Source organism: Streptomyces sp. NPDC127108 (assembly GCF_042677545.1).
In the GTDB taxonomy this organism is placed as follows: Bacteria; Actinomycetota; Actinomycetes; order Streptomycetales; family Streptomycetaceae; genus Streptomyces.
Genome location: NZ_JBHXTE010000023.1, coordinates 44502 through 56574, shown reverse-complemented (window position 1 = coordinate 56574; position 12073 = coordinate 44502). Strand labels below are relative to the sequence as shown.

Below are 12073 nucleotides of genomic sequence, written 5' to 3'. Positions count from 1 at the left end.
CTGGGGAGGAGCCGTGACCCGGATATCTCCCTGATGTCCTCGGTGACGATGGCTTCCGGCGCCCCACCAGGTGCAGGATGGAGGGGACACCAGCGACACCGCACCGCGCCCGCACGCCTGGAGGACCGGGATGATTGCCGAGACCATCTGCTCCGCCGTAGCCGCGGCCGGCCTCGGCATCGCGGCCGTCACGGCCTACCGCAAGCGTTTCCTCGCCGCCGCACGCCTGGCCGCGTACTCCCTGGTCCCTCTCGGTCTGGTCATGACCGGGGCCGTGGAGTGGGCCGCCGAGACGGCCTTCAGCCCGGTCGCCTGGACGGGCTTCGGCGTCCTCGGCGCGGCCTGGCTGCTGTTCCTGGCCACCCGCGCCGCGGAGCGCCGCTCCGGCGGCACCCGCAAGGAGCGCAGGGCCGCGGCGAAGGCCGCCCAGCGCGAGGCCGTCGCCCCCGCCGCTTCCGCCCCGTCCCTGGGCCCGTCCGGGGCGTCCGGGCGCCCGCAGGTCGCCCCCGCCGCCAAGCAGAAGCAGAAGAAGGCCGCGGGCGGCGAGGACTTCAGCGACATCGAGGCCATCTTGAAGAAGCACGGCATCTGAGGCGTCGCAGAGCGCTGACGGAGCGCGCCTCGTCCCGCCCTGTCCCGCCCCGTCCGGAGCGCTGACGGAGCCGTCTGTTCGGAGCGCTGACGGAGCGGCGACCGGAGCGCGGGCGGGGCACTGACGGAGCGACGACGGGAGCACTTCCGGAGCATGGCTCGCGGCGCGCGCTCCACCCCGCGTTCCACATTCCGGGACCTCGTTCGAGCGTATCCACGGACACCGTTCGCAGGTGCGCCACGACAGGCCCGCCAAGGTCACGGAATGCGGCGAACTCCCCCACGATCCGCGCGTGTTGTAAGCGGCGCCCTCCGCGCTGCGTCATCATCACCGCGAGATGCTGGACACCACCCCACAGAGCGATCCCGCCCCGCTCGACGAGCGGGAAACCGCCGCCGAGCGGCGCGCGAGCGCCGACGAACCGCGAGGCTGTCTCTTCGCGCTCTCCCAGCCACCGCTGATGATCTTCCTGGCGGTGATCGGGGGCCTGCTGCTCATGGCCTCACTGCACGACCTGCTGCTGCTCTAGCGGCGACGGCGACGGCGACGGCGACGCGGGTGGTGCGGGCTCTGGGGGCTCCTGCCCGTCCTGTTCGAGGCCCGCGGCCTCCCTGCGACGGGCCCGGTACGCGGCCACGTGCAGCCGGTTCCCGCAGGTGCGGCTGTCGCAGTAGCGGCGCGAACGGTTGCGGGAGAGGTCGATGAAGGCCCGGCGGCAGTCCGGCGCCTCGCACCGGCGCAGCCGTTCCTGTTCGCCCGCGACGACGAAGAAGGCCAGCGCCATCCCGCAGTCGGCCGCCAGGTGGTCGGCGACGGAGGCGCCAGGCGCGAAGTAGTGCACGTGCCAGTCGTAGCCGTCGTGGTCGGTCAGGCGCGGCGTGGTGCCCGCGGCCGCGATCAGCTCGTTGATCAGGGTCGCCGCCACATGCGGCTCGGCGGCCGCGAAGACCTCGGCGAAACGGCCGCGGATGTGGTGCACACCCGCCAGGTCCCGTTCCGTGAGCACGCCGACGTCGCTGATCGCGTTGCGCTTCACGAACTCGTTCAGAGCCGCGACGTCCGCGAGCCCGTCGACGGCCGCGCCGCTCTCCGGGGTCGCGGCGCCCTCTTCGTCTGGCGCGGAGTTCACCAGATCGACCACGGCGTCGAGCGCGCACCGGGTGTCGTGGGTGATCAGCACGATTCGCTCCCTGGCCTGTGGGTGGCGGGCTCTCCCCTGCTCATGAAGAGCGCGGGGACGGGCGCCCGCCCGGTGCTGGCCGATGCTAGCGGCTCGCGCCGCGCACGCCACGGCGCCGGCGCCGCGGAAATCCGCGACACCGGCGCCGGTGCCTGCTGCCTGCCGATATGTCGTTGTCGTACCCGCGCCGTCGCCCCGAGTCGGACGGCGCCCTGCGCTCCCGGACCGTGGCCGGACTAGCTTTCGGCCAAAATGTGCGAGAGCTCCGTGTCGAGATCGAAGTGGCGGTGTTCGGTGCCGGGCGGCACGGCCGCGTCGGTACGCTTCAGAAACGATTCCAGGGCCCGCGCCGGGGCCTCGAGCAGAGCCTCACCCTCGGGGGAGCTCAGGGCGATGCAGACGACGCCCTGACCGTGGCTGCGGGACGGCCAGACGCGGACGTCGCCGGTGCCGGTGGGCCGGTGCAGGCCCTCGGCGAGGAGGTCGCGGGCAAACACCCATTCGACTGTTTCCTCGGCTCCGGTGTGGAAGGTGGCGTGCACGGCATAGGGATCGGCCGTGTCATACCGCAGTCCTGCGGGTACAGGCAGTGAGGACTCGCTCGACACAACGAGGCGCAGGTGCAGCTCGCAGCTGACCGTGGTGTTCATAAGCGCCAGGGCCTTTCGCTCAGTGTGCGCTCGGGGATTCGCACGTCGGCGAAATCGACATGCCACCTACGGTGCCGTTGTAAACCCCTCTGGGAGTTTTGGGTGTCTTTAGGTGGCTCGTATGGCGGACTGTCCGATTGGTTCGTACGGCCATTCCGGTGACGGGTTTCTGTCCGGTAAGGTTTGGCGGCATGAATACGGGGAGTGACGAGTCGAAGGTGGCCGACGCCATCGACGACGTGGCCGAGCAGGTCAAAGCCGAGAAGCCCTTCGGGTCCAAGGCGCCGGAGTTCATCAAGGCCCGCCGGACGCTGCACCTGAGCTGGCAGGTCGGCGTCTTCATCGTGGGTCTGGCGGTGGTCGTCGCCGGCATCATCATGCTGCCCCTGCCGGGACCGGGCTGGGTCGTGATCTTCGGCGGCATGGCGATCTGGGCGACCGAGTTCGTCTGGGCCCAGCTGGTGCTCCGCTGGACGAAGCGGAAGGTCACCGAGGCCGCGCAGCGCGCCCTCGACCCCCGCGTCCGGCGCCGCAACATCATCCTCACGAGCATCGCCCTCGTGATCGTCGGGGCCCTCGGCGGGATCTATCTGTGGAAGTTCGGCATCCAGATGCCCTGGAAGATCAACGATCAGTGAGGCGGGCCCCGTCGGGGTGCGCACCGCCCCGCTCGGGGTGGTCGGGGGCACCCTCTGACATGGGGTAATGTTCTCTCTGCGCCCGGGCGATTAGCTCAGTGGGAGAGCGCTTCGTTCACACCGAAGAGGTCACTGGTTCGAACCCAGTATCGCCCACCCGGGATTGTGGCCCGGAGGCTGGAAACAGCCTCCGGGCCACTGTCGTATGTCCGACCGCATACCGGTCGTATGCGTGGCCGTATGTGACGGCCTTTCATGGAATTCACACCCCGTGCGAGCCTTCCGGAATAACTCGTTCCTATTTCTGCGAGTTGACGATCCGTCGGCTCGGTCGCGCGGAAATCGACCCGGCCCCAGACTGGTCCCATGGACTGGTGCCATTACCGCTTCCGCAGCGTATGGAATCTGCCCGCCGCACCCGAGACGGTGTACGCCGTCCTGGAGCAGGCGGAGGACTACCCGCGCTGGTGGCCACAGGTGCGCGCCGTGACCCCCCTCGACGACCGCACCGGCACCGCGCGCCTGCGCTCGCTGCTCCCGTACGACATCGTCGTCACCGCCGAGGAGAGCCGCCGCGACCCGGACCGGGGCGTCCTGGAGATCGCCATGACCGGCGACCTCGACGGCTGGGCGCGCTGGACGATCGCCGCGGCCGACGGCGGCACCAGGGCGCGCTACGACCAGGAGGTCGACGTCCGCAAGGCCCTGATGCGACGCCTCGCCATACCCGGCCGACCCCTGTTCCTCGTCAACCACGCCCTGATGATGCGGTCGGGGCGGCGGGGGCTCGTCGCGTACCTGGAAGCGGTTTGAACCAACGGCGCCCGGACCTGTATTGTTCAGTGCGTTCCCGGGCGATTAGCTCAGTGGGAGAGCGCTTCGTTCACACCGAAGAGGTCACTGGTTCGAACCCAGTATCGCCCACCCGGAGAATCCCGGTCCGTCCCAGACGGACCGGTTTTTTCATGCCCGCACCCGGCGGGCGGCACCCCGACGCTCAGGCGGCGGCGGGCAGTTCGGGCCGCAGCGGCCACGCGGGATCGACCGTCTCCGGCGTACCACTGCGCGCGAACCACGCCTGCAGCCCGCGCGCCTGGGCCGCGTGCCACACCGCCTGCAACGTGTGCAGCTCGGCGGGGGACAGGCGGTCGAGGCGGGCCGAGAAACGGCGTCCCACCGCACGGACGACATCCAGTGCGGCCTGCGCGTCGGCCGCCGCGTCGTGTGCGCCCGTCAGCTCCACCTCGTAGTGCTCGCACAGGTCCGACAGCGTGCGGCGGCCCTTGCGATAGCGGTCCAGATGGCGGTCCAGGACCCGCGGATCCAGCACGCACAGCGGACGGCTCTCCAGATACCGCGCGAGCGACGAGGCGCGATGCCTGCGCAACTCCCGGTCGAACAGCGTCAGATCGAACGGAGCGTTCATGACCACAAGGGGCCGGCCCGCCGCGCCCTGCTCCGCCAGCTCGCGCCCTATCTCCTCCATCACCGGAGCCGGCCAGCGGCCGTTGCGCTCCAGATGCTCCTGGGTGAGCCCGTGCACCGCGGTCGCGGCGGCGGGCACCGGAACGCCCGGGTTCACCAGCCATCGGGTGACACGGGGCCGGGCCCCCGCGCCGTTCTGAACGACGACGGCGGCCGACACGATTCGGTCGGTCTCGACGTCGACACCCGTGGTCTCTGTGTCGAATGCGGCCAATGGCCCCTCGTACCAGCACGTCATCCTGACGCAACTCCTCGTTCAGCTCCGGCAGTTGACCTGCGTAACTGCCCACGCTGGTGATACCCGGGCCGTTTGCGCCGAACCCGGCCCGGAGACAACACAGGTACAGGGCCAGGACATCGACCGGCCCGAGCGGGGAAACGTCTGGTTCGGAAGGCTTGTTGAACATGGCGCTCGCGCAGCCCGAACAGGGCGGGCTGCTGCCCGAGCGGATCGCACCGCCGCGCGGCACACTCGCCACCACCGCCTGTATGGAGACCCTTCAGGTGGGCTATCTGCACGCCGTCGCCGCGGCGGCGGGGTGCTCGCTCTCCCAGCCCTTTCCGGACAACGGCATCGACTGGCACGTCAGCCACAGCGCCCCCGGGCACACGGTCGACGACGAAGTCACCATCAAGGTGCAGCTCAAGTGCACGTACCAGATACCGCCCCGGCCGGCGGGCCCCGCCTTCTCCTTCACCCTGGACAACGCGCACCTGGAGAAGCTCGCCCGCACCCCCGTGTCGGTGCACAAGATCCTGGTCGTGATGATCGTGCCCCGCTCCCGCGACGACTGGCTGCGCGCCGGACACGACCGGCTCGACCTGCGGCACTGCTGCTACTGGACCAACCTCGCCGGACACCCGGTGACGGGCAGGCGAAGGACCACCGTCCGTGTCCCGACCTCGCGGATCTTCGACGACCGCGCGCTCTGCGAGATCATGACGCGGGTCGGGACGGGAGGGAGACCCTGATGCACCGCCCGATCGACGAGCCCGCGCCGCCACGCGGCCCCCGGCCCCACCCCGTCCACGCCCCCGGCCTCTGGTCCGGGCCGCCCGCACCCGGCCAGATCGACCCGGCCGTGCTCGGCGCGCTGCTCGACCGGCACGGCTGGCGCCGCCGCGGCGGCGCCGCCGGCCGCTACTCCCGCTGGACCCCACCGGGACCCGGCAGCGGCGGCACCAGCCTGCTCGTGCCGGAGAGCCGCTCCTTCCCCGACTGCGAGGACCTGATCGGCGAGGCCCTGACAGCGCTCGCCCGCAGCTCCTCGCCGTCCGCCCGGGACGTCCTGGTCTCGCTCACCGTGCCGAGCGACGAGATCCGCTGGTGGCGCGACGTGCCGAGCGGGCCCGCCGACACCGCGTCCTGGACCGTCGAGGAACGCCTGCGCGCCGCCGCGCGCCAGATGCTGCTCGCCGGGGCGCTCGCCGCGCGGGCCCGGGCCGGGTACTACGGCGCGCGCCACCGCCGCACCGCCACCGCCCTCCTGGAGGACATCCTCGTCGGGCCCGCTCCCGGCGGGCGGCGCCTGACCGCGTTCGTCCCGGTCGCCGCCGGGCGGCCGCTCGCCGTGCGGCTGCACCAGGCGCTGTACGCCGCCCGCGAGGCCGTCGACTACCGGCGGGCCACCGGCGGCATGGACGCCTTCGACGGCGCCGTCGCCGCGGGCGTCAGCCATGAACTGGTCGAGGCCGTCGTCGCCCTGGTCCGCGGCACCGAGGGCGCCCGGGTCGAAGTGTCCTGGTCGCCCGCCGCCGGGGTGCCCGACGGCTGTGCCGCGGCCGCCGGGCCCGTCGAGTTCTCGCCCGGGGACCTGCCCGTGCTGCGCGAGGCAAGCGCCCGCTACCTGCGTGCGGAGCCGTCGATTCCGGTGCGGATCACCGGGGCCGTGGTGCGCATGCGGCGCTCGGGGCCGCGAGGGGCGGGGACGGTGCGGGTGCGGGTGCTCGCGGGCGCGGAGGTCCCGCATGTGCGGATGGCGCTCGACGAGGAGGACTACCGCATCGCGGGGCAGGCGCATCTGGTCGGGCTGCCGATCCGGGTGCAGGGGCGGCTCGAGAGCAGGGGCGGTTTCCGCAGGCTCACGGAGGCGGCCGAGGTGGTGCCGGTGCAGGTCGACGAGGCCGAGCGGGACCGCCTGATGAAGTCGCTCCAGGAGAACCTGGACTTCTTCGAGGAGGCGTGCAGCGGGGACTGAGGGGCGCGGGCCGGGCGTTCCGGAGGGCGCGGCGGAGCCCGGACGGGCGGGCGGCGCGGTTATCCGTTTCGCGATGGGCCCCGGGGGCTCGGTACGATTCGTTGCGCGCGCAGGAGCAGATCTGTGCGGCCCGCTTCCAGCAGGGCAGCCCCCTTCAGGCAGGAGAAACCGGTGTCAGACGTCCGTGTGATCATCCAACGCGATTCCGAGCGGGAAGAACGCGTGGTGACCACGGGCACCACGGCCGCCGACCTGTTCGACGGCGAGCGCACCGTCGTCGCGGCCCGCGTGGGCGGCGAGCTGAAGGACCTGGCGTACGCGGTCGCCGACGGCGAGGTCGTCGAGCCCGTCGAGATCTCCTCCGAGGACGGCCTGAACATCCTCCGGCACTCCACCGCGCACGTGATGGCGCAGGCCGTGCAGGAGCTCTTCCCGGAGGCCAAGCTCGGCATCGGCCCGCCCATCCGTGACGGCTTCTACTACGACTTCGACGTCGCCGAGCCCTTCACCCCGGAGGACCTCAAGCGCGTCGAGAAGAAGATGCAGGAGATCCAGAAGCGCGGCCAGCGCTTCGCGCGCCGCGTCACCAACGACGACGACGCCCGCGTCGAGCTCGCCGACGAGCCGTACAAGCTGGAGCTCATCGGCCTCAAGGGCAACGCCGCGAACGCCGCCGACGGCGCGGACGCCGAGGTGGGCGCCGGCGAGCTGACCATCTACGACAACATCGACGCCAAGACCGGCGAGCTGTGCTGGAAGGACCTCTGCCGCGGTCCGCACCTGCCCACCACCCGCAACATCCCGGCGTTCAAGCTGATGCGCTCCGCCGCCGCCTACTGGCGAGGCAGCGAGAAGAACCCCCAGCTCCAGCGCATCTACGGCACCGCGTGGCCGTCCAAGGACGAGCTGAAGGCGCACCTGGAGTTCCTCGCCGAGGCCGAGAAGCGCGACCACCGCAAGCTCGGCGCGGAGCTGGACCTGTTCTCCTTCCCGGAGGAGCTCGGCCCCGGCCTCGCGGTCTTCCACCCCAAGGGCGGCGTGGTCCGCAAGGTGATGGAGGACTACTCGCGGCGCCGCCACGAGGAGACCGGCTACGAGTTCGTGAACACCCCGCACATCTCGAAGGAGCACCTCTTCGAGACCTCGGGGCACCTGCCGCACTACGCCGAGGGCATGTTCCCGCCCATCGAGTTCGACGGGCAGAACTACCGCCTCAAGGCCATGAACTGCCCGATGCACAACCTGATCTTCAAGTCGCGCGGGCGGTCCTACCGCGAACTGCCGCTGCGCCTCTTCGAGTTCGGCACCGTGTACCGCTACGAGAAGTCGGGCGTCGTGCACGGCCTGACCCGCTCGCGCGGCTTCACCCAGGACGACTCGCACATCTACTGCACCAAGGAGCAGATGGCGGACGAGCTGGACAAGCTCCTCACCTTCGTCCTCGACCTGCTGCGCGACTACGGCCTGAACGAGTTCGAGCTGGAGCTGTCCACCCGCGACCCGGAGTCCGACAAGTTCATCGGCTCCGACGAGGACTGGGCGGAGGCCACCGAGGCGCTGCGCCTGGCCGCCGAGAAGCAGGGCCTTCCGCTGGTGCCCGACCCGGGCGGCGCCGCCTACTACGGCCCGAAGATCTCCGTCCAGGCGAAGGACGCGATCGGCCGCTCCTGGCAGATGTCGACCCTCCAGGTCGACTTCAACCAGCCCAAGCGGTTCGGCCTCGAGTACACCGCGGCGGACGGCTCGCGTCAGCAGCCCGTCATGCTGCACCGCGCCCTGTTCGGCTCCATCGAGCGGTTCTTCGGCGTGCTCCTCGAGCACTACGCGGGCGCGTTCCCGGCCTGGCTGGCCCCGGTGCAGGCCGTCGGCATCCCGATCGGCGACGCCCACATCCCCTACCTGCGCGAGTTCGCCGAGAAGGCGCGCGCCCAGGGCCTGCGGGTCGAGGTGGACGCCTCCTCGGACCGCATGCAGAAGAAGATCCGCAACCAGCAGAAGGCCAAGGTGCCCTTCATGGTCATCGCGGGCGACGAGGACATGGAGCACGGCGCCGTGTCCTTCCGCTACCGCGACGGCTCGCAGGAGAACGGCATCCCGGTCGACGAGGCCATCGCGAAGATCGTGAAGGTCGTCGAGGAGCGCGTCCAGGTCTGACGCCGCGCACGACGCCTCAGGAGGCCCCCGGGGACGAACTCCCCGGGGGCCTCCCGTCGTCCTCGCGCGCGAAGACCTGGAGCAGCCACGACGAGAACGATCCCGTCACGGCCCCGAGCAGCGCGAGCCCGCACCCCATCAGGCCGACCGCGACGAGCCTGCCGAGCGGCGTCACCGGCGCCACATCCCCGTACCCGACCGTGGCGAGCGTCGCGCACGTCCACCACACCGCGTCCCCGAAGGTGCGGATCGTGGCGTCCGGCGTCGCGTGCTCCAGGTCGTAGACCGCGAGCGCCCCGGCGAAGCCGAGCAGGAGCACGGACAGGCCCGCGTAGAACATCACCCGGGCGTAGAGCGCGAGGCGCGGGCGGGCGTGGCGGCGGCGCACCGCGTCGTAGATCCGCACGACGCGCAGCGGCCGCAGCAGGGGCAGCAGGAGCACCACGGTGTCGAGCAGATGGGTGTGCGCGAAGCCGAGTCCCTGTCCGCTCAGGCGCCAGCGCACCGCGTAGTCGACCGCGAAGACCGCCCACGCGGCCAGCGCGAGCGAGAGGCAGGCCGCGCGCCAGGCCGGCGGCAGGTCCTGGGCGAGGACCCGCACCGCGTACGCGACGAGGAAGACCAGGGACGCCACGGCCAGCGGGACCTCGGCCCGGCGCTCCCAGCGGGCCACCGCCTGCTCCGGCGCCGGCCGGGCGCTGTTTGGGGTCATCGCCCCAGTCTGACCCCGGGGTCCGCCCCGGCGACACGCTGCGAACGGGCGAAGTCATATGCTGCACAGCATGACGATTGAGCCGGAGCAGCAGATCGGAGTGGGGACGCAGGACGCGTTCCAGCGCCTGTGGACGCCTCACCGGATGGCGTACATCCAGGGCGAGAACAAGCCCACCGGTCCAGGGGCGGACGACGGCTGCCCCTTCTGCTCGATCCCGGCGAAATCGGACGAGGACGGGCTGGTGGTCGCCCGCGGCGAGCAGGTCTACGCGGTGCTGAACCTCTACCCGTACAACGGCGGCCACCTGATGGTGGTGCCCTACCGCCACGTCGCCGACTACACGGAGCTGACCGGCCCGGAGACCGTCGAGCTCGGCGAGCTGACCAAGCAGGCGATGACGGCGCTGCGCACCGCCTCCGGGGCGCACGGCTTCAACATCGGCATGAACCAGGGCACCGTCGCGGGCGCCGGCATCGCCGCCCATCTGCACCAGCACATCGTGCCGCGCTGGGGCGGCGACACCAACTTCATGCCGGTCGTCGGCCACACCAAGGTGCTGCCCCAACTGCTCGCCGACACCCGCAAGATGCTGGCGGAGGCGTGGCCCGTGGCGTGACGCCCGGATGGCCCGCGGCCCAGTGCCCGGAGGTACGGCCAGTGCCCGGATGCACGGAAGGAGGGGCGGCGCGATCCGATCGCGCCGCCCCTCCTTCCGTGGCCGGGTCTAGGCGCCGTACACGTCGGCGTTGCGCGGCATGGGGTCCTGCACCGCCCCGCTGAGGAACGTGGCGCGGCCGCTGAAGCGGTCGGTGTTCACGCCGTTCTCCTCCAGGACCTTGATGGCCGCCGAGTGCACGACGCGCAGCACCGGCGTGGCCGCGCGCAGCGCGTCGTCGGCCATGAAGCGGTGCCGCCACGGCTTGTCGGCCCAGGCGTGGCGGAGGCCGAACGGCTCGGGCAGGACGAGCTTGCCGCCCAGGTAGTCCAGCATCGGCGGATACCAGGTGAAGGGGGCGCGCACGGCGAGGCGCACCACCTCCTGGGCGTCCACGAGCGGCAGTTGCTGGGTCTTGGTCTCCCAGAACTTCACGGTCTTGCTGACCGTCTTGGTCTTGGGGGAGGGCTTGCTGGTGAACAGCGAGTGCACCGGGCCGAGGGCGTGCCCGGTGACCTCGATGCGCAGGGTCTCGTGCAGCACGGTGACCGTGATCAGCATGGTGATCACCAACTGGCCGTCCCAGAGGGTGAACTGGACGCCCAGATAGTGCCGGTCACCGCTGCCGAACTGCTGCTCGTTGCAGATGCGCTGTATCTCGTGGCCCTTGATCTGGAAGGCGTCCACGTCGGTGCCGGAGGGGCGGGAGACCGATCCCGCGTTCTCGCCGATGGGGGTGACGACCCAGTGCTTTATCGACGGCTTGGGGAAGCCGCCGGTGTGCAGGGGGCCGCGCTCCAGCATGCGGAGCTGGTCGTGCACCGCGCGTATGACGTCCCAGCTGCGGAACGGGTTGATCTCCTTGCCCTCTTCGCGGGGGGTCAGCTCCTCGGCGAGCTGCCAGCTGCCCCAGCGCGTGCCCATGCCCAGTATTCCCTTGGGCCCGGCGTAGAAGACGGAGTTGGACTGCTGCTCGGCGGAGAGCCGGGCGAGGCCCTGGCGCAGCCGCTCGGCCGCGGTCTCGCCGGGACTGCCGGGGACCGCCTCGGGGATCTTGGCGCCGATGCCGCCGCCCGCGAGCAGGCTGCTCCAGCGGTCCCGCAGGTCCTTGGCGGTGCCCTCGGCGACATGCTTGGCCCAGAACCAGCCGAGCACGGGCACGATGGGGCAGATCCGCAGATACCAGGCCCAGAAGCCGCCGAAGGGCAGCTTGATCAGGAGCAGCACGACGAGGACGCCGAGGGCGACGAGGATGGCCGTGGCGATGGCCTGCGTGCGCTTGTCCTTCTGCTTGGAGATCCACCGGCGGGCGGTGAACACCAGGAGCCAGGCGAGCAGGCCCGGCAGGAAGAGCAGCCCGCAGAGCGCCATGACGGCCGTGAGCCAGCTGTCGCGCTGCCTGCGGATGCGGTTGGCCGCCAGGCAGTGCTCGACGACCGCCTGCGGTTCGGTGCCGAACGACTGGATGAGCGCCGCGCGGGCGCCGCCGAGCATCCGCACCTGCACGGTCCGCGAGAAGGCCTCGCCGAGGCTGGGCTTGCACAGCGACCACAGTCCGGGCTTGACCACGGATTTGTGCCAGTCGCTGTTGGCCTTGAGGATGTCGTCGACCTCGCCGTCGCGATACGCCGCCGACGCCAGGGCATGGGTCGCCGCGGTCTGCCCTGCGGCGCCCGACAGCGGGACCTGGGCCCCTGGCCTGAAGTCGAATACGTCGTCCGCCACCTGCCGCCCCCAACGCCGCACCGCCCCTGGCGCCACGGCTCTTCCCGACTGCGTTGTTTCCCGAGATTCCCGACTGCGTTG

12 protein-coding genes, 2 tRNA genes and 1 pseudogene are annotated in these 12073 nt (G+C 71.2%); 10 read left to right on the top strand and 5 right to left on the bottom strand.

The window, feature by feature from the left end; all coding sequences use genetic code 11:
* The first annotated feature begins 130 nt into the window (after positions 1-130).
* Together ACFVHO_RS20790 and ACFVHO_RS20785 are read left to right on the top strand one after the other, a co-directional pair.
* Positions 131-592 carry a hypothetical protein gene (locus ACFVHO_RS20790; protein WP_385716437.1) on the top strand — a complete coding sequence of 154 codons (462 nt, stop codon included), beginning with the start codon at positions 131-133 and terminating at the stop codon, positions 590-592.
* A 337-nt stretch (positions 593-929) separates the two neighbouring features.
* Positions 930-1121, top strand: coding sequence for a hypothetical protein (locus ACFVHO_RS20785; RefSeq protein ID WP_385716434.1), 192 nt, complete (start codon positions 930-932; stop codon positions 1119-1121).
* Positions 1122-1190: 69 nt separating this feature from the next.
* Here ACFVHO_RS20785 and ACFVHO_RS20780 read toward each other — a convergent pair.
* Both ACFVHO_RS20780 and ACFVHO_RS20775 read right to left on the bottom strand, forming a co-directional pair.
* Positions 1191-1772 (bottom strand): annotated as a pseudogene (locus ACFVHO_RS20780) (CGNR zinc finger domain-containing protein); the annotation flags it as partial.
* Positions 1773-2008: 236 nt separating this feature from the next.
* Positions 2009-2422, bottom strand: coding sequence for an SsgA family sporulation/cell division regulator (locus tag ACFVHO_RS20775; RefSeq protein WP_003959770.1), 414 nt, complete (start codon positions 2420-2422; stop codon positions 2009-2011).
* Positions 2423-2613: 191 nt separating this feature from the next.
* On the opposite strand from ACFVHO_RS20775, the gene ACFVHO_RS20770 reads away from it, so the two are divergent.
* The 4 genes from ACFVHO_RS20770 to ACFVHO_RS20755 all read left to right on the top strand — a co-directional run bounded on the left by ACFVHO_RS20770 (position 2614) and on the right by ACFVHO_RS20755 (position 3984).
* On the top strand, positions 2614-3060 hold the full coding sequence (locus ACFVHO_RS20770; protein ID WP_385716431.1) for a TIGR02611 family protein: 447 nt from the start codon (positions 2614-2616) through the stop codon (positions 3058-3060).
* Positions 3061-3144: 84 nt separating this feature from the next.
* A tRNA-Val gene (locus tag ACFVHO_RS20765) sits at positions 3145-3216 on the top strand.
* Positions 3217-3426: 210 nt separating this feature from the next.
* Positions 3427-3873, top strand: a complete 447-nt coding sequence (locus ACFVHO_RS20760) for an SRPBCC family protein (RefSeq protein WP_385716428.1) — start codon at positions 3427-3429, stop codon at positions 3871-3873.
* A gap of 39 nt (positions 3874-3912) precedes the next feature.
* Positions 3913-3984 (top strand) — tRNA-Val (locus ACFVHO_RS20755).
* 73 nt (positions 3985-4057) lie between these two features.
* Here the strand turns inward: ACFVHO_RS20755 and ACFVHO_RS20750 are convergent.
* On the bottom strand, positions 4058-4783 hold the full coding sequence (locus ACFVHO_RS20750) for a 3'-5' exonuclease (RefSeq protein WP_385716425.1): 726 nt from the start codon (positions 4781-4783) through the stop codon (positions 4058-4060).
* Positions 4784-4950: 167 nt separating this feature from the next.
* Here ACFVHO_RS20750 and ACFVHO_RS20745 point away from each other — a divergent pair, with 167 nt between their 5' ends.
* From ACFVHO_RS20745 to thrS, 3 genes are all read left to right on the top strand, one after another.
* Positions 4951-5517, top strand: coding sequence for a DUF4365 domain-containing protein (locus ACFVHO_RS20745; RefSeq protein ID WP_030360522.1), 567 nt, complete (start codon positions 4951-4953; stop codon positions 5515-5517).
* Complete coding sequence (locus tag ACFVHO_RS20740; protein WP_385716638.1) at positions 5514-6743, top strand: hypothetical protein; 1230 nt, start codon at positions 5514-5516, stop codon at positions 6741-6743. The genes ACFVHO_RS20745 and ACFVHO_RS20740 overlap by 4 nt, the downstream gene beginning before the upstream one ends.
* 171 nt (positions 6744-6914) lie before the next feature.
* Complete coding sequence (thrS, locus tag ACFVHO_RS20735) at positions 6915-8897, top strand: threonine--tRNA ligase (RefSeq protein ID WP_385716422.1); 1983 nt, start codon at positions 6915-6917, stop codon at positions 8895-8897.
* Between the two features lie 16 nt (positions 8898-8913).
* Here the strand turns inward: thrS and ACFVHO_RS20730 are convergent, their stop codons facing one another.
* Positions 8914-9609, bottom strand: a complete 696-nt coding sequence (locus ACFVHO_RS20730; protein ID WP_385716419.1) for a potassium channel family protein — start codon at positions 9607-9609, stop codon at positions 8914-8916.
* A 58-nt stretch (positions 9610-9667) separates the two neighbouring features.
* On the opposite strand from ACFVHO_RS20730, the gene ACFVHO_RS20725 reads away from it, so the two are divergent.
* Complete coding sequence (locus ACFVHO_RS20725; protein ID WP_385716416.1) at positions 9668-10228, top strand: HIT family protein; 561 nt, start codon at positions 9668-9670, stop codon at positions 10226-10228.
* Positions 10229-10336: 108 nt separating this feature from the next.
* Here the strand turns inward: ACFVHO_RS20725 and ACFVHO_RS20720 are convergent, their stop codons facing one another.
* A complete protein-coding gene (locus ACFVHO_RS20720; RefSeq protein ID WP_385716413.1) occupies positions 10337-11992 on the bottom strand; it encodes a hypothetical protein in 1656 nt (551 codons plus the stop codon).
* Between the last annotated feature and the right edge of the window lie 81 nt (positions 11993-12073).

Excerpts from the sequence above, each read along its gene's own strand:
- ACFVHO_RS20790 (WP_385716437.1), top strand. The coding sequence starts at position 131 with ATGATTGCCGAGACCATCTGCTCCGCCGTAGCCGCGGCCGGCCTCGGC.
- ACFVHO_RS20785 (WP_385716434.1), top strand. The coding sequence starts at position 930 with ATGCTGGACACCACCCCACAGAGCGATCCCGCCCCGCTCGACGAGCGG.
- ACFVHO_RS20775 (WP_003959770.1), bottom strand. The coding sequence starts at position 2,422 with ATGAACACCACGGTCAGCTGCGAGCTGCACCTGCGCCTCGTTGTGTCG.
- ACFVHO_RS20770 (WP_385716431.1), top strand. The coding sequence starts at position 2,614 with ATGAATACGGGGAGTGACGAGTCGAAGGTGGCCGACGCCATCGACGAC.
- ACFVHO_RS20760 (WP_385716428.1), top strand. The coding sequence starts at position 3,427 with ATGGACTGGTGCCATTACCGCTTCCGCAGCGTATGGAATCTGCCCGCC.
- ACFVHO_RS20750 (WP_385716425.1), bottom strand. The coding sequence starts at position 4,783 with ATGACGTGCTGGTACGAGGGGCCATTGGCCGCATTCGACACAGAGACC.
- ACFVHO_RS20745 (WP_030360522.1), top strand. The coding sequence starts at position 4,951 with ATGGCGCTCGCGCAGCCCGAACAGGGCGGGCTGCTGCCCGAGCGGATC.
- ACFVHO_RS20730 (WP_385716419.1), bottom strand. The coding sequence starts at position 9,609 with ATGACCCCAAACAGCGCCCGGCCGGCGCCGGAGCAGGCGGTGGCCCGC.
- ACFVHO_RS20725 (WP_385716416.1), top strand. The coding sequence starts at position 9,668 with ATGCTGCACAGCATGACGATTGAGCCGGAGCAGCAGATCGGAGTGGGG.